This is a genomic window from Ideonella sp. sgz306126, assembly GCF_056032705.1.
In genome coordinates this window covers 885,754-907,505 of sequence record NZ_JBVYWP010000001.1, presented here as the reverse complement: position 1 = coordinate 907,505, position 21,752 = coordinate 885,754, and the positions used below count along the sequence as shown (strand labels likewise).

General features: G+C 70.1%; 17 protein-coding genes. 9 read left to right on the top strand and 8 right to left on the bottom strand.

Annotation, left to right across the window (positions count from 1 at the left end; translation table 11 throughout):
• Positions 1-18 precede the first annotated feature (18 nt).
• From AC0N04_RS04255 to AC0N04_RS04230, 6 genes are all read right to left on the bottom strand, one after another.
• Entirely contained in the window at positions 19-960 is a 942-nt protein-coding gene (locus tag AC0N04_RS04255; protein ID WP_474278944.1) for a patatin-like phospholipase family protein, read from the bottom strand.
• Complete coding sequence (locus tag AC0N04_RS04250) at positions 957-1,565, bottom strand: OmpA family protein (protein ID WP_474278942.1); 609 nt, start codon at positions 1,563-1,565, stop codon at positions 957-959. The genes AC0N04_RS04255 and AC0N04_RS04250 overlap by 4 nt, the downstream gene beginning before the upstream one ends.
• A 173-nt stretch (positions 1,566-1,738) precedes the next feature.
• The gene (locus AC0N04_RS04245; protein ID WP_474278940.1) at positions 1,739-3,283 is read right to left on the bottom strand and encodes a malonate--CoA ligase; all 1,545 of its coding nucleotides are present in this window, start codon (positions 3,281-3,283) and stop codon (positions 1,739-1,741) included.
• A gap of 44 nt (positions 3,284-3,327) precedes the next feature.
• Positions 3,328-4,110, bottom strand: a complete 783-nt coding sequence (locus AC0N04_RS04240; protein WP_474278939.1) for an enoyl-CoA hydratase/isomerase family protein — start codon at positions 4,108-4,110, stop codon at positions 3,328-3,330.
• 22 nt (positions 4,111-4,132) lie between these two features.
• Entirely contained in the window at positions 4,133-5,452 is a 1,320-nt protein-coding gene (locus AC0N04_RS04235) for a malonyl-CoA decarboxylase domain-containing protein (RefSeq protein ID WP_474278937.1), read from the bottom strand.
• Positions 5,442-6,140 (bottom strand): GntR family transcriptional regulator, encoded by a 699-nt coding sequence (locus AC0N04_RS04230; protein ID WP_474278935.1) that lies wholly within the window; start codon positions 6,138-6,140, stop codon positions 5,442-5,444. The genes AC0N04_RS04235 and AC0N04_RS04230 overlap by 11 nt, the downstream gene beginning before the upstream one ends.
• 154 nt (positions 6,141-6,294) lie before the next feature.
• On the opposite strand from AC0N04_RS04230, the gene AC0N04_RS04225 reads away from it, so the two are divergent.
• The 8 genes from AC0N04_RS04225 to AC0N04_RS04190 all read left to right on the top strand — a co-directional run bounded on the left by AC0N04_RS04225 (position 6,295) and on the right by AC0N04_RS04190 (position 14,479).
• A complete protein-coding gene (locus AC0N04_RS04225) occupies positions 6,295-7,821 on the top strand; it encodes a sigma-54 interaction domain-containing protein (RefSeq protein WP_474279068.1) in 1,527 nt (508 codons plus the stop codon).
• 63 nt (positions 7,822-7,884) lie between these two features.
• Positions 7,885-8,424 carry a cysteine hydrolase family protein gene (locus AC0N04_RS04220; RefSeq protein ID WP_474278933.1) on the top strand — a complete coding sequence of 180 codons (540 nt, stop codon included), beginning with the start codon at positions 7,885-7,887 and terminating at the stop codon, positions 8,422-8,424.
• 274 nt (positions 8,425-8,698) lie between these two features.
• The gene (locus AC0N04_RS04215; RefSeq protein WP_474278931.1) at positions 8,699-9,955 is read left to right on the top strand and encodes a substrate-binding domain-containing protein; all 1,257 of its coding nucleotides are present in this window, start codon (positions 8,699-8,701) and stop codon (positions 9,953-9,955) included.
• 20 nt (positions 9,956-9,975) lie between these two features.
• Positions 9,976-10,740, top strand: a complete 765-nt coding sequence (locus tag AC0N04_RS04210) for an ABC transporter ATP-binding protein (RefSeq protein ID WP_474278929.1) — start codon at positions 9,976-9,978, stop codon at positions 10,738-10,740.
• Positions 10,737-11,483, top strand: a complete 747-nt coding sequence (locus tag AC0N04_RS04205; protein WP_474278927.1) for an ABC transporter ATP-binding protein — start codon at positions 10,737-10,739, stop codon at positions 11,481-11,483. The genes AC0N04_RS04210 and AC0N04_RS04205 overlap by 4 nt, the downstream gene beginning before the upstream one ends.
• Before the next feature lie 95 nt (positions 11,484-11,578).
• A complete protein-coding gene (locus tag AC0N04_RS04200) occupies positions 11,579-12,511 on the top strand; it encodes a branched-chain amino acid ABC transporter permease (protein WP_474279066.1) in 933 nt (310 codons plus the stop codon).
• Between the two features lie 4 nt (positions 12,512-12,515).
• Entirely contained in the window at positions 12,516-13,613 is a 1,098-nt protein-coding gene (locus AC0N04_RS04195; RefSeq protein WP_474278925.1) for a branched-chain amino acid ABC transporter permease, read from the top strand.
• A 26-nt stretch (positions 13,614-13,639) separates the two neighbouring features.
• The gene (locus AC0N04_RS04190) at positions 13,640-14,479 is read left to right on the top strand and encodes an alpha/beta fold hydrolase (RefSeq protein ID WP_474278923.1); all 840 of its coding nucleotides are present in this window, start codon (positions 13,640-13,642) and stop codon (positions 14,477-14,479) included.
• Between the two features lie 54 nt (positions 14,480-14,533).
• Here AC0N04_RS04190 and AC0N04_RS04185 read toward each other — a convergent pair whose 3' ends face one another.
• Entirely contained in the window at positions 14,534-15,283 is a 750-nt protein-coding gene (locus tag AC0N04_RS04185) for a response regulator transcription factor (RefSeq protein WP_474278921.1), read from the bottom strand.
• 126 nt (positions 15,284-15,409) lie between these two features.
• Positions 15,410-15,754: a hypothetical protein gene (locus tag AC0N04_RS04180; RefSeq protein WP_474278919.1), complete on the bottom strand. Its 345-nt coding sequence runs from the start codon at positions 15,752-15,754 to the stop codon at positions 15,410-15,412.
• Positions 15,755-15,955: 201 nt separating this feature from the next.
• Here AC0N04_RS04180 and uvrA point away from each other — a divergent pair, with 201 nt between their 5' ends.
• Positions 15,956-21,733 (top strand): excinuclease ABC subunit UvrA, encoded by a 5,778-nt coding sequence (gene uvrA / locus AC0N04_RS04175; protein ID WP_474278917.1) that lies wholly within the window; start codon positions 15,956-15,958, stop codon positions 21,731-21,733.
• Positions 21,734-21,752: the final 19 nt, after the last annotated feature.

Below are 21,752 nucleotides of genomic sequence, written 5' to 3'. Positions count from 1 at the left end.
CGGCCCGGCGCAGCGGCGTCAGCCGCGCCCGGTCGGCCGCGGCGAGGCGCTGCGCAGCAGGCGCTGCTGAAGCGCCGGCAGCAGCGCCTGGGCGGCCTCGTAGCCGGCCTGGATCATTTCGCGCCGGGCACTGAAATCGGTGCTGGCGAACCGGCCGGTGTCGGGGCGGATCAGCAGGTCGGCGCTGCGACCCTCCTGGTCGGCCAGGGCGCGGCCCATGATCTCGAACGACTGCAGGACGACGTCGTACAGCCCGAGGAGGCTGGAGCGCTGGGGGCGCGCGGCGACGTCGACCGCGATCACCAGGTCGCAGCCCAGCTGCCGGGCCGAGCCCACGGGCAGCGGCGATACCAGGCCGCCGTCCACCAGTTCGCGGCCGTTCAAGTCCTTGGGCACGAACACGCCCGGGATGCTGCACGAGGCCCGCACGGCATCGGCCACCGGACCCTGGCGCAGCAGCGCCAGCTCGCCGGTCTTGAGGTCGGTCGCAACGGCCGCGAAACGGGTGCGCAGGGTTTCGATCCGGGCCGACTTGAGTCGTTCGTCGACGACCCGTGCGAGCGCATCGCCGGCCAGCATCCCCCGCTGGCCGGAGCTGGTGAAATCGGCCATGTCGGCCTCGCGCACCTGCAGCGCGAAGCTTTCGATCTGCCAGGGCGTCCAGCCCGCCGCGTAGAAGGCGCCGACCAGTGCGCCGGCGCTGGTGCCGGCCACGACCTCCGGCCGGATGCCGGCCTGGTCCAGCGCCTTCAGCACGCCGATGTGCGCGAAACCGCGCGCCGAGCCGCCACCCAGCGCCAGGCCGATGCGAGGCCGCGACGGTGGCGGCCGGAGAGGCTCGCGCGGGTGGGGGACTGCCGCGGACGTTGCAGGCGACGTGGCCCATCCGCCGATCGTGCCTGCTGCGCCCAGCAGCCAGCCGCGGCGTGCCAGCGACGCCCGCTCGGCGGGGCCGTTCACGGTTGCGACGCCGCGCCGGCGACCGGCTTGACCAGTCCGCGCTCGATCAGGCCCTTGAGCTTGGCCCACGCCGATTCGAACGCGCCGCTGGGCTCGCCCGAGGTCAGTGCAGCGACCTTTTCGTCCAGCACGATCAGTTCGACCCGCCGGTTCAGGCGCTTGCCTTCCTCGGTGGCGTTCGAAGCCACCGGCCGGTTGAACGAAAAGCCTTCGGTCTGCATGCGTTGCGGCGCGACGCCGCGGCTGGCCAGGGCCTGTGCCACGGCCTGCGCGCGGGCCAGCGACAAGGCCTGGTTCAGCTCCGCGCTGCCATCGGCGTCGGTGTGTCCCTCGACCGAGATCCGCTTGCCGGTCTTGTGGGTCAGCAGGAACGCGACCCGGTCCAGGTAGGGGCCGGCGGCTTCGGTGTTGAACAGCGCCTGGCCGCTCTCGAACAGCACCGTGGCGGGCAGCACGATCTGCACGCCGCGGTCCAATTGCTCGATCTGCAGCACCGGTCCGCGGTAGGGCGCTGGCGCGGGGGGCTTGGGCGTGGCGCAGGCCAGCAGCAGCAGCAGCGGCAGGGTGGCGATCGCCAGGCGGCGGGATATCGGGGTCAAGGTCATGAGCGAGGCCTCGGCGGGCGAGGCGTTGTCGGGTGAGCGCGGATGCTATCGAGCGCTCGCGCACGACGCCTCACCGTCCGGCACCGGACGGTGAGCTCGTTCACGTTCATCGTGCCCGGCGTCGCGCCGACGACGCAGGCGCGCCGGCTTTCGCACACGGCCAGGGAGGTGGCTCAGGCGCCCGAGAACAGCGCGGCGTGCTGCTCGCGCAGCAGGTTCTTCTGCACCTTGCCCATCGTGTTGCGCGGCAATTCGGCCACCACGAAGACCTGCTTGGGGACCTTGAAGTTGGCGATCCGCTGCTTGAGCGCCGCAGCCACCGCGTCGGCCGTCAGTGCGGCGCCTTCGCGCGGCACCACGACGGCCACCACGCCTTCGCCGAAATCGGGGTGCGGCACGCCGATGACGGCGCTCTCGGCGACGCCGGGCAGGTCGTTGATCGTCGCCTCCACTTCGGCCGGGTAGACGTTGTAGCCGCCGGTGATGATCAGGTCCTTGCTTCGGCCGACGATGGTCACATAGCCCGCCGCATCGACGATGCCGACGTCGCCGGTCTTGAACCAGCCGTCGGCGGTGAACTCCTCGCGGGTCTTCTCGGGCATGCGCCAGTAGCCGTGGAAGACGTTCGGGCCGCGCACCTGGATGCCGCCGATCTCGCCGGCCGGCAGCGCCTGGCCGGCGTCGTCCTGGACCCGCACGGCCACGCCGGGCAGCGCGAATCCGACGGTGCCGCCGCGGCGCGCGCCGTCCTCGGGGCGGCAGGGGTTGCTGGTCAGCATCACGGTCTCGCTCATGCCGTAGCGTTCGAGAATGGTGTGGCCGGTGCGCTGTTGCCATGCCGTGAAGGTGTCCAGCAGCAACGGCGCGGAGCCGCTGACGAACAGACGCATGCGGCGGCAGGCTTCGCGCGTCAGACCGGCCTCGGCCAGCAAGCGCACGTAGAGCGTGGGAACCCCCATGAAGACCGTGGCTTCGGGCAGGCGGGCGACCACGGCCCGAGGATCGAACTTCGCGAACCAGATCATCTTGCTGCCGTTCAGCAGCGCACCGTGCGAGGCCACGAACAGGCCGTGGACATGGAAGATCGGCAACACGTGGATCAGCACGTCGCCGGGCTGCCAGGCCCAGTAGTTCTTCAGCACGCGGGCGTTGCTCAGCAGATTGCCATGGCTCAGCATCGCACCCTTGCTGCGCCCGGTGGTGCCGCTGGTGTAGAGAATCGCGGCCAGGTCGTCGGCCTGCTTGACGGCCGGGGTGTGGGCGTCGCCCTGGTAGGCGGCGCGGTCGAGCAGGCTGCCGCTGCGGTCGTCGTTGAGCGTGTAGACCTGGGCGCTGCCGGCCTTGAACGCGATCCGGCTGACCCAGGTGAAGTTCTTCGTCGTGGTCACCACCACGGCCGGCTCGGCGTTGCCGATGAAGTACTCGATCTCGGCTTCGCGGTAGGCGGTGTTCAGCGGCAGGTAGACGTGGCCGGCGCGCAGCACGGCCAGGTAGAGCATCAGCGCCTCGACGCTTTTCTCGGTCTGCACGGCCACGCGGCTGTGGGGCGGCAGGTCGAGCGAGTCGAGCAGATTGGCGATGCGTGCGCTGCCTCGCTCCAGGTCGCGCCAGGTGTAGTACAGCGGCGCGCCGGGGCCGTCGGCGGTCTCGATGGCTGTGGCATCGAGGTCGGCCGGGAAGGCGCTGCGCAAGGCGACGAACAGGTTCTCGTTGTTCATGATGTCAGGTGGGTGGAGTTCGAGGGGACGCGGCAGACCGCGGATCAGCGAAAGCGCGCCGGCCGCTTCTCGTTGAAGGCGGCGAGGCCTTCGCGGTGTTCGTCGGACGGTGCGTAGGCGTAGTGCGGTTCGCGCTCGGCGCGCTGGCTGGGCGCGCCCTGGGCGAAGCGGCGCAGCGCCTGCTTGTTCAGCCGCATGGCCTGCGGCGAGAGTTCGGCGATGCGGCGCGCCGCGGCCAGGGCTTCGGTGGCCACCGCGGTGTCGGGCACGACCCGCGTCACGAGGCCGCGCTCGCGGGCTTCGTCGGCGTCGAGCACGCGCGCTTCCAGCAGCAGTTCGCGCAAGACCGTTTCGCCGATCACGCGGGCGACGATCTCGATCTCGGCCGGCGCCATCGGAAAGCCGAGCCGGGCGATCGGCACGCCGAAGCGGCTGCCCTGGCCGCACAGGCGCAGGTCGCAGCAGGCGGCGATCTCCAGCCCGCCGCCGACGCAGGCGCCCTGGATCTGCGCGACCAGCGGCACATCGCAGGCCAGCAGGCTCCACAGCGCGGGGGCGACCAGATCTTCGTGGAACTGCGCCAAGGTCGTTGCGTCGAAGCGGAAATCGGGGAACTCGGCGATGTCGCCGCCGGCCACGAAGCTGGCGCCTTCTCCCTGGACGATCACGACGCGCGGCGGGGACGCGGCCGCCTGCAAGGCCTCGGCATGGGCGCGCAGCTCGCGCCACATGGCGGTGTCCAGCGCGTTGAGCTTGCCCGGGTTGGCGATGACGAGGCGGGCGATGCCCTGCTCATCGGCGGGTTCGAAGCGGATGTGTCCAGGCATCGGTGGGTGCGAGCGGCAGGGGTCAGATCAGCGCGGCGATCGCGCGGGCGTGGACCACGGTGCCGTGCACGAAGCGGTCGTGGCAGGTGTCGATGCGGGCCAGATCGTAGAGGTAGTTGACCATCAGGCCGGCCGACTGGCGCAAGCCCTTGACGGAGAGGTCGGCGCCGGGATTCAGACGTTCCAGCCGGGCGCCGTTGTCCAGGTGGAAGCGGGCGACCGGATCGCCCCCCGGCTGCGGCGAGACATGCACCAGATAGAACGCCGCCAGGCAGAGCAGTGCTTCGCGCGCCGCTGCGGGCAGCGCCGCGTGCGTGGCGGTGCGCGTCAGCGCGGTCCAGTCGCCGCCGACCGCGTCGTGCAAGGTGGCCCGCGCCGCCTGCACCCGGGCCGCCAGCGCAGGCTTGCGCTCGGGCGCCAGGTCTTCGGTGGTGCGGCTCAGCCACGCCATGAAGCCGGGGATCGGCGACAAGGTGCAAAAGGTCTTGAGCTGCGGCAATTCGGCCTTCAGGTGTTCGGCCACCCGCTTGATCAGGAAATTGCCCAGATTCACGCCCCGCAGGCCGGGCTGGCAGTTGCTGATCGAGTAGAAGACCGCCACCTTAAACTGATCGGGCGCGAGGGCGGCGGCGTGCTTGTCGATCAGCGGCGCGATCGCGTCGGCCATCTCCGGCACCAGCGCCACCTCGACGAAGATCAGCGGCTCCTGCGGCAGCTGCGGATGGAAGAACGCAAACATGCGGCGGTCCGGCAGCAGGCGCCGGCGCAGGTCGTCCCAGCCGTCCACCGCGTGCACGGCCTCGTGGTGGATGATCTGCTCCAGCAACTGGGCCGGCGAGTTCCAGTCGACCCGCCGCATCTCCAGGAAGCCGGGGTTGAACCAACTCGACAGCAGATGCCGCAGGTCGGCATCCACGGCTTTCCAGGCCGGCTTTTTCGCCAGGCGTTCGAGCAGGGCATGGCGCAGCCGCAGCAGCACGGCGGTGCCGCCGGGACTGCGGTTGATGCGCCGGAACAGCTCCTGCCGCGGCGGCTCGGCCGCCTGGGTCAGGCGGATCAGCGTGTCGGCTTCGGGCCGGGCGGCATAGGCCTGTGCGGCGGCCAGAACGTCGGCGGGTTGCGGCGAGAAGGCGCCGGCCTGCGCGTCGAAGAAGGCGTCGATCAGGCCTTCCTTCGGGTCGGCCGCCAGCGCCGCATCGAGCTGCGCCACCAGCTCGCCGGCGATCGCCAGGCTGCTCGCCTCGCCCCGTTGCGAGAGCAGGCGCCGGGATTCGCTGATCATGCCGCGCAGCACGCGGTCCTGACGCAGGCGGCGCGCCGCACCCTTCAACTCATTCAGCATGGCAGGGTTCCTCAGGAGGGATGGTCGCCAGCGCATCGAGCGCCTTGAGTGCTGCCAGCTGGGCCAGCAAATGGTCGTGCATGGCCTGCTGGGCACCGGCCGCGTCACGCTCGCGCATGGCGGCCATCAGCGCCCGGTGCTCGCCGATCGAGGTGGCCATGCGGCCAGGCAGGTTCAGCTGACGGCCGCGCATCAGGCGCATGAAGCGGCGCAGATCCGTGGTGCAGCGGTCCAGCCAGCGGTTGCCCGCCAACTGCTGGACGCGGCTGTGGAACACGTGGTTGGTGCGGTAGTAGCCGTCCACGTCCGGCGCTGCGGCGCAGCGTTCCAGCTCGTCGTGCAGGCGGCCCAGCTCGGCCAGCTCGGTGGCACTGGCCTTGAGCGTGGCCTCGCGGGCGCAACGGCCTTCCAACAGGGCCATCACCGGGAACAGCTCCTCGGCGTCGGCCTCGCTCAGCGCCACGACCTTGCAGCCGCGCTGCGGCACCAGTTCCACCAGGCCCTCGCCGGCCAACACCTTCAGCGCCTCGCGCAAGGGCGTGCGGCTGATCTGCCAGCGGTTGGCCAGCGCCTTCTCGTCGATCCAGGCGCCCGGTTCGAGCTGGCGCTCGAACATCATCGCGCGCAGCCTGGCGGCCACCTGATCGTGCATGGAAACCCCCCGCAGGGGACTGGCGTCAGCGCTCATGGGCGGTACTGTAATCTTGTAATTACGCAATTACAATGACCTGCCCTGAAGATTCCACCCCTTGCAGCCCGCTCTTCGGGCAAGCCCGGGGCCGGGGGCTGTCCGCGCTTCATACACTGGCGCCCTGATGCCCGTGATGCCCGTGATGCCCGTGATGCCCGTGATGCCCGATATCTTGCCGCGCGACGCCGATGAGGCGCTCAAGCTCGCCGCGCGCAGCATGTTCGACCTCTTCGCCCAGAGCGCGCAGGGCATGATGGTGGTCGATCGCCAACACCGCATCGTCTGGATCAGCGATGGCTACAAGCGCTTCCTGCCCGCGCTGGGCTTCGAGCGCGAGGCCGATTTCGTCGGCAAGCGGGTCGAGGAGGTGGTTCCCAACACCTTGATGGCCCAGGTGATCGAGAGCGGTCAGCCGATGCTGGTGGATTTGCTGACCAACAAGGCCGGCACCTTCCTGGTCAGCCGGCTGCCGCTGCGCGACGCCACCGGCCGGGTGATCGGCGCGCTCGGGCTGGTCCTGCTCGACCATCCCGAAACCACGATGCAGCCGCTGATGAGCAAGTTCCATCGGCTGCATCTGGAGCTGGAAGACGCCCGCCGCCAACTGGCGGCCGAGCAGGTGAAGAACCGGCGGCCCAAATACACCATCGCCAGCTTCATCGGCAGCAGCCCGGCGGTGGTGGAAGTCAAGCGCCAGGCCCGCCGCGTCGCCGGCAGCGATGCCACGGTGCTGCTGCTCGGCGAGACCGGCACCGGCAAGGAACTGATGGCGCAGGCGATCCATGCGGCCAGCCCGCGCGCGGCCCACCCCTTCGTCGGCGTCAACATCGCGGCGGTGCCCGACACCTTGCTCGAAGCCGAGTTCTTCGGCGTCGCCGCCGGCGCCTACACCGGTGCCGACAAGAAGGGGCGGCCGGGCAAGTTCAAGCTGGCCGACGGCGGCAGCTTGTTCCTGGACGAGATCGGCGACATGCCGCTGGCCCTGCAGGCCAAGCTCTTGCGGGTGCTGCAGGAGCAGGAGGTCGAGGCGCTGGGCAGCAACGCGGTCGAGACGCTGAACGTGCGGGTGATCGCGGCCACCAGCCGCGACCTGGCCGCCATGGTGGCCGATGGCCGCTTCCGTGCCGACCTCTACTACCGCCTCAACGTGCTGCCGATCCGGCTGCCGGCGCTGCGCGAGCGCCTGGCCGACCTGGACGCGCTGGCCGACCATTTGCTGGACGACATCGCGCGCCGCAGCAGCATGGCGCCCCGGTCGCTCAGCGCCGACGCGCTGGACCTGCTCGCCCGCCAGCGCTGGCCCGGCAACATCCGCGAGCTGCGCAATGTGCTGGAACAGGCCAGCCTGATGAGCGACGACCTGGTGTTGACGGCGCGCCACTTTGACCGCCTGCCGGGCTGGGAGGCGATCACCGCCTTGTCGACGCAGGCCGGCGCGACGAACCCGGGGGACCCGCCGGCCGACCCGGGCGCGCCCTGGTCGGCGCCGCCCGAGCCTGGCTGCGTCAAGTCCTTGCCCCAGGCCGTGGCCGAACTGGAGGCTGCCACCATCCGCGCCGCGTTGCAGGCCACCGGCGGCAACAAGCTGGCCGCTTCTCGCCGCTTGGGCATCGCGCGGGCGACTCTGTACGAGAAGCTGGCCCAGTTGGCCGCGCAAGCCGACGGTTCGTCGGCCTGACGCGCCGGCCGACCGCCTCGTCCGCTGTGCGCGAAACTCCCTCCACTCCTCCAATTTTTCATCATGACCTCAGCGCTGCTCATCATCGATCTCCAGCAAGGCCTTTGCAGCGGCGAGGAGGCCGCCCACGACATCGCCAACGTGCTGGCCCGCATCAACCGTCTGGCGGATCGTGCGCGGCAGGCCGAGGTGCCGGTGCTGCTGATCCAGCACGAGGAAGCCGACGGCCCGCTGCTGCGCGGTTCCGCCGCCTGGCAACTGGCTGACGGGCTGGTCGTCCGCGAGACCGACTTGCGCATCGCCAAGTCCACCCCGAATTCCTTCCACGGCACTGCGTTGAAATCCTTGCTGGACGAGCGCGGGGTCGATGCCCTGGTGATCTGCGGGTTGCAGACCCAGTTCTGCGTCGATACCACGGTGCGTCAGGCCCTGGCGCTGGGCTACGCCGTGGTGCTGGCCTCGGACGCGCACTCCACGCCCGGCAGCCCTGGCCTCAGCCCGCAGCAAGTCATCACCCACCACAACCAGACCCTGCGCTGGTTGACCAGCTTCGGGCCGACGGTGTCGCTGACCCCGGCGGACGAGGTGCGCTTCGGGGGCTGAGCGCGGGTCGGGCCGCTGGCGCCGATTGTCTGACGGGCGGACATCCGCCGGCCCCGAGTGTCGGTTGTCTCGGCGGTGTGTCCGGTGATTGGACGGCCACAAGACGAATGCGGGCAGCGCGCCGGCTGCGAAACGCCGCATGCCGTGTCGCGAACCCTGGTGCGGCCCCTGCCGGGGGCGGCTTTCGGCCTGGGACTTACCCGCGGTTCGACGGATTCGGCACAGGCATTGCGGAGAAGCGGTCCATCACAACCCGATGGATCTTGGAGACGTCATGAGCCACCGTCGTACTGCTGCCCTTGCTTCCCCCCTCCCTGTTGCCAGCCGTCGCCAGGCGCTGGCGGCGTCGGTGTCGCTGCTGGCGCTGGCTGCCGCGGGCGTGCTGACGCCGGGCGCGGCGGCCGCGGCGGCGGGTGAAATCCGCATCGCCCACATCCACAGCCTCACCGGCCCGCTGGAGGCCTACGGCAAGCAGACCTCGGTCGGCTTCAACCTCGGCCTGGAGTACGCCACCGGCGGCACGATGATGGTGGCGGGCAAGAAGTTGGTGGTGATCGAGAAGGACGACCAGGGCAAGCCCGATCTGGGCAAGAGCCTGCTCGAAGCCGCCTACGGCGATGACAAGGCGGACATCGCCGTCGGACCGACCTCGTCCGGCGTCGCGTTGGCGATGCTGCCGGTGGCGGCCGAGTACAAGAAGATCCTGCTGGTGGAGCCGGCCGTGGCCGATTCGATCACCGGGTCGAAGTGGAACAAGTACATCTTCCGCACCGGTCGCAATTCGTCGCAGGACGCGATTGCCAACGCGGCGGCGCTGGATCATCCCGGCGTCAGCGTCGCGACGCTGGCCCAGGACTACGCCTTCGGACGCGACGGCGTCAAGGCCTTCAAGGACGCGCTCAAGCAGGCCCGGATCGTCCACGAGGAATACCTGCCGCCGGCCACCACCGATTTCACCGCCGGCATCCAGCGCCTGGTCGATGCGCTGAAGGACAAGCCGGGCCACAAGGTGATCGAGGTGGTGTGGGCCGGGGCCAACCCGCCCTATGCCGCGCTGGCTGCGCTGGACCTGAAGAAGCGCTTCGGCATCGAGGTGCAGACCGGCGGCAACATCCTGCCGGCGATGGCGGCGTACAAGAATTTCCCCGGCATGGAAGGCGCCACCTACTACTACTTCGGCATCCCGAAGAACCCGGTCAACGAGTGGCTGGTGGCCAGCCACTACAAGCAGTTCAAGACCCCGCCCGACTTCTTCACCGCCGGCGGCATGAGCGCGGCGATCGCGCTGGTGGAGGCGCTGAAGAGGACCCATGGCGACACCCACACCGCCAAGCTGATCAGCACGATGGAGGGCATGAGCTTCGAGACCCCCAAGGGCAAGATGACCTTCCGCAAGGAAGACCACCAGGCGATGCAGAGCATGTACCACTTCCGGATCAAGGTGGACCCGGCCTTCGCCTGGGGCGTGCCCGAGCTGGTGCGCGAGATCAAGCCGGAAGAGATGCAGGTGCCGATCCTGAACAAGCGCTGAACCCGGTCGTTGGCGCTGCCGTGCTGGAGACCCGCAACCTGACCATCCGCTTCGGCGGCCACGTGGCGGTGGACCGTGTGTCGTGCGCGTTCGCGCCCGGCACGCTCACCGCCATCGTCGGCCCCAACGGCGCAGGCAAGACGACCTACTTCAACCTGATCTCGGGCCAGCTGGCGGCCAGCGAGGGTCAGGTGCTGCTGGACGACATGGACATCACCCGGCTGAGCGCGCCGCTGCGCACCCGGCGCGGCCTGGGCCGGGCGTTCCAGCTGACCCAGCTGTTCCCTCACCTGAGCGTGCAGGAGAACCTGCGCCTGGCCGTGCAGGCGCGCCACGGCGGCGGGCTGACCCTGTGGCAGGTCTGGAGCGACCGCAAGGACTGGCTGGAGGAAAGCCGCGAGATCCTGGCCACCGTGCGGCTGTGGGACAAGCGCGAGGCGCTGGCCGCCACGCTGCCGCACGGCGACCAGCGCAAGCTCGAAGTGGCGCTGCTGATGGCACTGGATCCGCGGGTCTACCTGTTCGACGAGCCCACCGCCGGCATGAGCGTGGACGAGGTGCCGGTGGTGCTGGACCTGATCCGCGCGCTGAAGGCGCGGCGCGACCGCGTGATCCTGCTGGTGGAGCACAAGATGGACGTGGTGCGCGAGCTGGCCGACCGCATCGTCGTGCTGCACAACGGCGCCCTGGTGGCCGACGGCGAGCCCGCGGCGGTGATCGCATCCGATGTCGTGCAGCAGGCCTACCTGGGCACCGCGCCGGTGGTCGACGAGGTGCCGTCGTGAGTGCCGTCCTGACGCTGGAAGGCGTGCACACCCACATCGGCGCGTACCACATCCTGCACGGCGTGGACCTGGCGGTGCACCCCGGCCAGGTGACGATGCTGCTGGGGCGCAACGGCGCGGGCAAGAGCACCACCCTCAGAACCATCATGGGCTTGTGGGCGGCGTCGCAAGGGGCGGTGCGCTTCAAGGGCCGGCAGATCGGCGGCCCCGGCGGGCAGGCCGGCACGCCCGAGATCGCGCAACTCGGCATCGCCTACGTGCCCGAGAGCATGGGCATCTTCAGCGACCTGACGGTCCAGGACAACCTGCTGCTGGCCGCCCGCGCGGCGCGGCGTGTGGACGATCTCGACCCCGCCCGGCTCGACTGGATCTTCGGCCTGTTTCCGGCGCTGCACAAGTTCTGGCTCTATCCGGCCGGCAAGCTCAGTGGCGGGCAGAAGCAGATGCTGGCGGTGGCGCGCGCCATCATCGAGCCGCGCGAACTGATCCTGATCGACGAGCCCAGCAAGGGCCTGGCGCCGGCGATCATCCTGAACCTCGTGGCGGCGCTGCAGGAGCTCAAGCGCCAGCGCACCACCATTCTGCTGGTGGAGCAGAACTTCATGATGGCCAAGGCCTTGGGCGACCAGGTGGCGGTGATGGACGACGGCCGCGTGGTACACGCCGGCCGCATGGCCGAGCTGGCCGAAGACGAGGCCCTGCAGCAGCGCCTGCTGGGTCTGACGCTGGGAGCGCACCAATGACCTCGCAGGCCAGCGCGGCAGCCGCACCGTCGGCCGGCGCCGCCATTCCCCAGAGGCAGTTCGACGCGCGGCCGCTGGCGCTGCTGGCGGGGGTCATGCTGGTCGGTCTGCCGCTGATGGGCAGCGCCAGCACCTGGTTGACGCTGACCGTGGCCGGGCTGGCGATGGGCCTGATCGTCTTCATCATCGCGTCGGGCCTGACGCTGGTCTTCGGCCTGATGGACGTGCTGAACTTCGGTCATGGCGTGTTCATCGCCATCGGCGCCTTCGTCGCCACCACCGTGCTGGGGCAACTGGGCGGCTGGACGACCAGCCCGTCGCTGCTGCAGAACCTGGCGGCCGTGGGGCTGGCGATGCTGGCCGCGATGCTGGCTGCCGGCGCGGTCGGCCTGGCCTTCGAGCGCTTCATCGTGCGGCCGGTCTACGGGCAGCACCTGAAGCAGATCCTGATCACGATGGGCGGCATGATCATCGGCGAGGAGTGCATCAAGATGATCTGGGGCCCGGAGCAGATCCCGCTGCCGCTGCCGCAGGCGCTGCAGGGGGCGCTGATCTTCGGCAATGCGGCGGTCGAGAAGTACCGGCTGCTGGCGGTCGTCATCGGCTTGGTCGTGTTCGCGGCGCTGCTGTGGACGCTGAACCGCACCAAGCTCGGCCTGCTGATCCGCGCCGGCGTGCAGGACCGCGAGATGGTCGAAGCCCTGGGCTACCGCATCCGCCGCCTGTTCGTCGGCGTGTTCGTCGCCGGTTCGGCGCTGGCCGGTCTGGGCGGCGTGATGTGGGGCCTGTACCAGCAAAGCGTCGCCCCGCAGATCGGCGCGCAGGTCAACACGCTGATCTTCATCGTCATCATCATCGGCGGCCTGGGTTCGACGCTGGGCTGCTTCGTCGGCGCGCTGATGGTCGGCCTGGTGGCCAACTACGCCGGTTTCCTGGCGCCCAAGGTGGCGCTGTTCTCGAACATCGGCCTGATGGTGGCGGTGCTGCTGTGGCGGCCGCAGGGGCTGTACCCGCTTTCGAATCGCTGACCCCATGCTGAACCGCCTGCTTTCGCACGATTTGCCGCGCAGCCGCTGGCTCGCGGCGGTGCTGCTGTTCATCCTCGTCGCGCTGGCGTTGGCGCCGTTCCTGTTTCACGGTGAAAAGGCGCTGGGGGTGGCGGCCAAGATGCTGGTGTTCATCCTGCTGGTGGCCAGTTACGACCTGCTGCTGGGCTACACCGGCATCGTCAGCTTCGCGCACACGATGTTCTTCGGCATCGGTGCCTATGGCGTGGCGATCGCCTGCACCCGGCTGGCCGACGGCGACGGCGGCGTGGGCTTCGGCGCGGTGCTGCTGGGATTGGCGGGTGCGCTGGCGGTGTCGCTGGCCCTGAGCCTGCTGATCGGGCTGTTCAGCCTGCGCGTGAAGGCGATCTTCTACGCGATGATCACGCTGGCGGTGGCGGCGGCATTCCAGACCCTGGCGTCGCAGCTGTCCGACTTCACCGGTGGCGAAGACGGCCTGAGCTTCAGCCTGCCGGACGTGCTCTCACCCGCCTTCGAGCCCTTCGCGCGGCCGCACTTCGGGCTGATGATCGACGGCAAGATCCTCACCTACTACCTGATCTTCGCCGCCGTGCTGCTGCTGTTCGGCCTGCTGCTGCGCATCGTCAATTCGCCGTTCGGCCGGGTGTTGCTGGCGATCCGCGAGAACGACTTCCGCGCCGAGGCGATCGGCTACCGCACCGTCGTCTACCGCACGCTCAGCAACGTGCTGTCGGCGCTGTTCGCGACCGCGGCCGGCGCGCTGCTGGCGCTGTGGCTGCGCTACACCGGGCCGGACACCACGCTGTCGTTCGAGATCATGCTCGACATCCTGCTGATCGTGGTCATCGGCGGCATGGGAACGATGTACGGCGCGGTGCTCGGCACGGTGCTGTTCGTGCTGGCGCAGAACTATCTGCAGGATCTGCTGAAGGGGCTGGGCGGCGATGGCGGCGTGCTGTCCCAGGTGCCGCTGCTGTCGCACCTGGTGGCACCCGAGCGCTGGCTGCTGTGGCTGGGGTTGCTGTTCGTGCTGTCCGTGTACCACTTTCCCAGCGGCGTGGTCGGGCGGCTGCGCCAGGGCGCGCAGCGCCGCACATCCTGATCCGTCCACCGACCGGAGACCGCGCCATGAGTTTCACCTCGCACTACCTGAGTTGCGCCGGCCGCGAGCTGCACTACACAGAGTGGGGCACCGGCCACGCCGACACCGTGATCGCCTGGCACGGCCTGGCGCGCACAGGGCGCGACATGGACGACATCGCGCTGCGCCTGGCCACCCGTTACCGCGTGATCTGCCCGGACACGATCGGCCGCGGCCTGAGCCAATGGAGCCCCGACCCGGCGCGCGAGTATTGCCTGGCCTTCTATGCCGAGCTGGCGACCGCGCTGGTCGACCAACTGGGGATCGCCCAGTGCCGCTGGCTGGGCACCTCGATGGGCGGGGCGATCGGCCTGCGTGCGGCAGCCGGCCCGCTGGCCGGTCGCATCACCCGGCTGGTGCTGAATGACATCGGGCCGCAGCTGGCTGCTCCGGCGGTCGAGCGCATCCGCAGCTACGCCGGCAGTCCGCCCGCCTTCGCCACGGTGAGCGAGCTGGAACAGTACTTCCGCACCGTCTACCAGCCCTATGGGTTCCTGACCGACGCGCAGTGGCGGCGCCTGACCGAAACCTCGGTGCGACGGCTGCCGGATGGCCGGGTGACGCCGCACTACGATCCGGCGATGGTGCAGCAGTTCATCCACCACCCGGCCGACTACGACCAATGGGTGGCCTGGGATGCGCTGACCGTGCCCGTGCTGTGTCTGCGCGGCGAGCATTCCGACCTGCTGGAGCCCGAGGTCGCCGAACAGATGCGCCAACGCGGCCCGCGCGCCGTGGTGGTCAACATCGCCGGCTGCGGCCACGCGCCGGCGCTGAACGTGCCCGAGCAGTACGCGCTGGTCGAGCGATTCTTCGCGGGCGAATGAGCCGCTGCGCGGCGGGCCGTGCGGTCCCCGGACCTGCCGCGGGCCTGGGCGGGCTCAGTCCAGCGCGTCGAACCAGTGGCTGACGCCCCGCAGGCGGTGCAGCAGCTGGTCGCGGCGGGCGTCGGCGTCCAGGTGCGGACCCAGGCGCGAGATCAGCTGGTCGACCCGGCGGTCGATCGGCGTGCCGTCGCCGTCCTGCACCAGTGCGCGCAGCTGGGCGGGACCCAGGCCCCGGCGAGGGTGGCGCAGCAAGGTCTGCAGCAGGCGGCATTCTGCGGCGCTCAGGCTGATCTGCAAGCCGGTGGGCACGTGCAGCCGGCGCTGGTCCGGATCCAGTCGCCAGGGCCCGAAGCAGATCACGCGGTCGGCCGCCTGCTCGCGCAGGCGCCGCAGCAGGGCCGTCACGCGGGCCCGCAATTCACGCGGTTCGCAGGGCTTGTCCACGACCGCGTCGGCGCCGAGTTCCAGCGCCACGGTGCGGTCGTCGGCGTCGTGTCCGGCGTGCATCACGATCACCGGCAGGCGGGTGCATTGGTCACGCAGGCCGCGCAGGCGCTGCCAGGCATCGTGGCCGTGGCGGGTGCCGCGGCCCGCGCGGGCGGCCGGGTCCATCAACACCAGGTCGAAACCGCGCTGGCCTGCCGTCTCGATCAGGTCGGCGTCGCTCGTGGCATGCACGCTGTGGCCCTGCGGCCGCAGGCACAGGTCCGCCCAGCGGCGGGCGTCGGGGTCGGGGTCCACCACCAGGACGCGAGCGGGGGAGGCGGTGGGTTCAACGAGCGAAGCAGGAGAGGGCGTGGGCATGGCGATGCAGGGGTTGATCCATGCACCAAGGCTAGCGGCGGCGGCGACGGTCCGAGCCTCCGATCAGCCGCCCGAGGAACCGTCAATTCACGCCTTCTTCACCTTTCGGCAACACCAGGCATCCGCTCAGCGTTCGCGCCGCCAGCCGCCGCGCAGGTTCCACTGGTTGCCGCGCTGTTCCCATTGGTGCGGCTGCCAGCGGTAGCCGTCGCGCGGGTGGTCCCAATGGCCGGCGACCCAGACGTGGCGGCCGCCAACCCAGTTCCAGAAGCCGCCGATCCAGATGGCGCCGTAGAACGGCATGGCCGGCTGCACCTCCACCAGAGGCGGGGGCGGCGCCATCGGCGCGACGACCACCGGTCCATCGACCGGTGCCACATAGCCGCCGTGGTAGCCGTACGGTGCCACGACACAGGCCGACAGCAGCGCGGCGGCGGTCACCGACAGGGTCAGTACGAGAGGGCGAATCATCGAGAGCCTTTCTGATCCCGGCGAACGCCAGGCGGATCGTTCCTTAACTGCCGAGCCGGCCCGACGGATGACCGCCAGGACCCTGCCTTTACCCAAAGTTTCAGAAAGCGCGCCGCCATGCCGCGGCAGAAGCCCCGTGCGCCGGGGCCGGGCCGGGCTCGTGCCAACATAGCGGGTCTTCCCCTGCCCCCGCCCCTCCCCATGTCCTCCGGCCTGATCCACATCCGCGGCGCCCGCCAGCACAACCTGAAGAACCTGGACCTGGACCTTCGCACCGGGGAGATGACCGTGGTCACCGGCCCGAGCGGCTCGGGCAAGTCCAGCCTGGTGTTCGACACGTTGTACGCCGAGGGCCAGCGCCGCTATGTCGAGACCTTTTCGGCCTACGCGCGCCAATTCCTCGACCGCATGGACCGGCCAGCGGTGGACAAGGTGGACGGCGTGCCGCCGGCGATCGCGATCGATCAGACCAACCCGGTCCGTACCAGCCGCAGCACCGTGGGCACGATGACCGAGCTGAACGACCACCTGAAGCTGCTCTTCGCCCGGGCGGCCCAGTTGTTCGACCAGCAGACCGCGCTGCCGGTGCGGCACGACACGCCAGAGACCATCTATGAAGACCTGCAGGCGCGCGCTGCCGCGGTCGCCGGCTCGACCCAGGACGGCGGCCCGCGCCTGGTGCTGACCTTTCCGGTCGAATTGCCGGCCAACACCAGCGCCGAACAACTCGAACAATGGCTGCAGGCCAGCGGTTTCGCGCGGGTGCAGGCCGAGCGCACGGTCGACGGCAAGAAGCAGCTCGACGTCGTTGCCGACCGCTTCCGCGTCGGCACCGCCGAGCGCGTGCGGGTGATGGAGGCGATCGAACTGGCGCTCAAGCGCGGCAGCGGCCGGCTCACCGTCTACGCGCTGAATGCGCGCCCCCGGGGGCCTGCTGTGCAAGCCCCGCCCACCGAAGGGGGGGAGTCGACGCGGGGCGGGCCGGCGTCGACTCACGACGAAGGCGAGCCCGAGCTGTGGCGTTACTCCACCGGCCTGCATTGCCCCGAAAGCGGCTTGCGCTACGGCGACCCGCAGCCGGCGCTGTTCAGCTTCAACTCGGCCTATGGCGCCTGCGAGACCTGCCGTGGCTTCGGCCGGGTGATCGGCGTGGATTTCGGCCTGGTGATCCCCGACCAGCGCAAGACCCTGCGCAGCGGCGCGATCAAGCCACTGCAGACCCCGGCCTGGAAAGAATGCCAGGACGACCTGATGAAGTACGCCGGCGAGGCCGGCATCCCGCGCGACACCGCCTGGAGCCAGCTCACGCCGGCCCAGCACGACTGGGTGCTGAACGGCTCGCCGAACTGGAACGGCAACTGGAACAAGCAGTGGTATGGCGTGCGCCGCTTCTTCGAGTACCTGGAGAGCAAGGCCTACAAGATGCACATCCGCGTGCTCTTGTCCAAGTACCGCAGCTACACCCCCTGCCCGAGTTGCGGCGGCGCACGGCTCAAGCGGGAGGCCCTGCTGTGGCGCCTGGGCACCCGGGCCAATGCGGATGCGGTGCTGGACCCGGTCCGGCGCCACCTGCCGGTGGGGGCCGCCTGGTCGCGCGAGCAACTGCAGGCCTTGCCTGGTCTGAGCCTGAGCGATCTGATGCTGCTGCCGATCGAGCGCCTGCAGACCTTCTTCGAGACGCTGAGCCTGCCCGACGCTTTGCGCGACGAGGCGCTCAAGCTGCTGCTGGGCGAGGTGCGCACCCGCATCAAGTACCTGTGCGACGTCGGCCTGGGCTACCTGACGCTGGACCGGCAGAGCCGCACGCTCAGCGGCGGCGAGGTGCAGCGCATCAACCTGACCACCGCGCTGGGCACCTCGTTGGTCAACACCTTGTTCGTGCTCGACGAGCCCAGCATTGGCCTGCACCCGCGTGACATGAACCGGATCGTCGTCGCGATGCACCGCTTGCGCGACGCCGGCAACACGCTGGTGGTGGTGGAACACGATCCGGCGGTGATGCTGGCCGCCGACCGGCTGATCGATATGGGTCCCGGCCCCGGCGAAAAGGGCGGACGGATCGTGTTCGACGGCTCGCCCGACCAGGCCCGCCATGCCGACACGCTGACCGGTGCCTACCTGGGCGCACGCAAGAGCGTGGGCATGGGCTTCAAGCGTTTCGTCGACGCGAGCACGCCGCGGCTGATCCTGGAGGGCGCGCGGCACAACAACCTGAAGGACATCGCGGTCGAGTTCCCGCTGCACTGCCTGACGGTGGTGACCGGGGTCTCGGGCTCGGGCAAGAGCACGCTGGTGCAGGACGTGCTCGTGCCGGCCCTGTTCCGCCATTTCGGCAAGGCCACCGAGGTGCCGGGCGAGCATGACCGATTGCTGGGCATGGATCATCTGGCCGAGGTCCAGTTCGTCGACCAGAGCCCGATCGGCAAGACCGCGCGTTCGAACCCGGCCAGCTATGTCGGTGCCTTCGACGAGATCCGCAAGCTGTTCGCCGTCGCGCCGCTGGCGCAGGAACGCAGCTACACCGCCGGCATGTTCAGCTTCAATGCCGGCGACGGCCGCTGCCCGACTTGCGGCGGCTCGGGCTTCGAGCACGTGGAGATGCAGTTCCTGTCCGACGTCTACCTGCGCTGCCCGGACTGCGACGGCAGGCGCTACCGCAACGAGATCCTGGACGTGAAGATCGTGCGCGGTCCGCGCCAGCTCTCGATCGCCGACACGCTGGACCTGACGGTGAGCGAGGCGGTGGCACTGTTCGCCGCCGACCGCGAGGTGGTGCGCACGCTCCAGCCCATCGTCGACGTCGGACTGGACTACGTGCGCCTGGGCCAGCCGGTGCCCACGCTCAGCGGCGGCGAGGCCCAGCGCCTGAAGCTGGCCGGCCACCTCGCCGAGGCCGCCGGTGCGCCGCGACAGGCGGTGGCGAAGAAGGGCACCTTGTTCGTCTTCGACGAGCCGACCACCGGCCTGCACTTCGACGACATCGCCAAGCTGATGCGCGCGCTGCGCAAGCTGCTCGACGCCGGCCATTCGCTGCTGGTGATCGAGCACAACCTCGATGTGATCCGGGCGGCCGACTGGCTGATCGACCTGGGCCTCGAAGGCGGCGACGCCGGCGGCCAGGTGGTGGCCGTGGGCACGCCGGAAGATCTGCGCCGCCACCCCAGCTCGCACACCGGCCGGGCCTTGGCCGAGTACGACGGGGCGCTCGGGGTGAGCGAGAAGATGGGCGGCGAGGCGGTCCATGGCGGCGCCTACCTGGGCAGCCTGCTGAAGCCCCGGCCGCGGAACGGCGACGCCGCGGACGATGCGATCCAGATCGTCAACGCGCGCGAGCACAACCTGAAGTCGCTCAACGTGAGCATTCCGCGCGGCAAGTTCAGCGTGGTCACCGGTGTCTCGGGCTCGGGCAAGTCCACGCTGGCCTTCGACATCCTGTTCAACGAAGGCCAGCGCCGCTACCTCGAATCGCTCAACGCGTACGCGCGCAGCATCGTGCAGCCGGCGGGCCGGCCCGAGGTGGATGCGGTCTGGGGCATTCCGCCGACCGTCGCGATCGAGCAGCGCCTGTCGCGCGGCGGTCGCAAGAGCACGGTGGCCACCACCACCGAGGTCTGGCACTTCCTGCGCCTGCTGTGGGTCAAGCTGGGCCTGCAGCACTGCGTGAAGGACGGCGCGCCGGTCATGCCGCAGAGCGCCGAGAGCATCGCCGCGCAGATCCTGCGCGACCACCCGGGCCAGCACGTGGGCCTGCTGGCGCCGCTGGTGGTGAACCGCAAGGGCGTCTACACCGATCTGGCCAAGTGGGCCAAGGCGCGGGGCCACAGCCACCTGCGGGTCGATGGCGAGTTCCTGAAGGTCGACCCGTGGCCCCGGCTGGACCGCTTCAAGGAGCACACCCTCGAACTGCCGGTGGGCGACCTGGTGGTGAGCCCCGGGAACGAAGCCGAGCTGCGCGCCTTGCTGGCCCAGGCGCTGGACCTGGGCAAGGGCGTGATGCATCTGCTGAGCCCGCTCGATGGCCTGGCCGGCCTGATGGACGCCGGCGCCAGCACCGCGCAGCTGGGCCGCGTCAAGGTGTTCTCCACCAAGCGCGCCTGTCCGACCTGCGGCACCAGCTACGCCGAGCTGGATCCGCGCATGTTCAGCTACAACTCCAAGCACGGTTGGTGCACCACCTGCGTGGGCACCGGGCTGGCACTGACCCGCGAGCAACGCAAGGCCTTCGACGACAGCGTGCGCGACGACGACAACAAGGGCCGCGAACAGAGCTTTCCCAGCGAGGAGCCGGATGTGGAGGGCGTGGCCGGCGAGCCCTGCCCGGACTGCCACGGCGCGCGGCTGAACGCGGCGTCGCGTGCGGTGACCTTCGCCGACCTGCCGATCCATCGCGTGGCCGAGGGATCGGTGAAGGACGCCAAGGCCTGGATCGACAGCCTGCACCTGATCGGACGCGAGGCGGGCATCGCCCGCGACGTGATCACCGAGATCCAGAGCCGGCTGGCGTTCCTGGACGAGGTGGGCCTGGGCTACCTGACGCTGGACCGCGCCGCGCCCACGCTCAGCGGCGGCGAGGCCCAGCGCATCCGGCTGGCGGCGCAGCTGGGCAGCAACCTGCAAGGCGTCTGCTACGTGCTGGACGAGCCCACCATCGGCCTGCACCCGCACGACAACCGCATCCTGCTCGACGCGCTGAAGAGCCTCAGCGAGCGCGGCAACACCCTGGTGGTGGTGGAGCACGACGAGGACACCATCCGCCGCGCCGACCACATCATCGACATCGGCCCCGGCGCCGGCAAGCGGGGCGGCCGGCTGGTGGCCGAGGGCAGCGCAGGCGACCTGGCGTCGCACCCCGAGTCGCTGACCGGGCGTTTCCTGGCCCATCCGCTCAAGCACCCTCTGCATGCCCGCCGTGCGGTGAGCGCCGATGGCCCCGCGCTGCTGCTGCGCGGCGCCCAATTGCACAACCTGCAGCAGGTGGACGTGGACCTGCCGCTGGCGCGGCTGGTGGCCGTCACCGGCGTGTCCGGCTCGGGCAAGAGCAGCCTGGCGCGCGACGTGCTGCTGGCCAACGTCGCGGCGCTGGTGGCGGCCAAGGGGCGCAAGCCCGACGAAGCCGCGGCGTCCTCGGTGGTGCTCACCGGATGCCGGTCGCTCACCGGCTGGGGCGGCGTGGACCGCGTGCTGGAAGTCGACCAGACGCCGATCGGCAAGACGCCGCGCTCCTGCCCCGCCACCTACATCGGCTTCTGGGACCCGATCCGCAAGCTCTTCACCGAGACGCTGGAGGCCAAGGCGCGGGGCTACACCTCGGCGCGCTTCAGCTTCAACACCGGCCAGGGTCGCTGCCCGGGCTGCGAGGGCCAGGGGATGCGCACCATCGCGATGAGCTTCCTGCCCGACGTGAAGGTGGCGTGCGACGTCTGCCACGGCCAGCGCTTCAATGCCGAGACGCTGGCGGTGAGCTGGCGCGGCAAGAGCATCGGCGACGTGCTGGCGATGGAGGTCGACGAGGCGGTGGAATTCTTCGCCAGCATGCCGTCCATCGCCCACCCGCTGCAGTTGCTGAAGGATGTCGGCCTGGGCTACCTGACGCTGGGCCAGCCCTCGCCCACCCTGAGCGGCGGCGAGGCCCAGCGCATCAAGCTGGTGACCGAGCTCAGCAAAGTCCGTGACGACCTGACCCGCCGGGGCCAGAAAGCCCCGCACACCCTTTATGTGCTGGACGAGCCCACGGTGGGCCTGCACATGGCCGACGTGGAGAAGCTGATCCATGTGCTGCACCGCCTGGTCGACGGCGGCCACAGCGTGGTGGTGATCGAGCATGACCTGGACGTGATCGCCGAAGCGGACTGGGTCATCGACCTCGGCCCCGATGGCGGCACCGCCGGCGGGCGCGTGGTCTGCGCCGGCACGCCCGAGGACTTGGTGCGGGCCGGCACGCACACCGGCCGGGCGCTGGCACCCGTGCTGCGGCGGTGACGAGGGTGCGCGAAGAAGT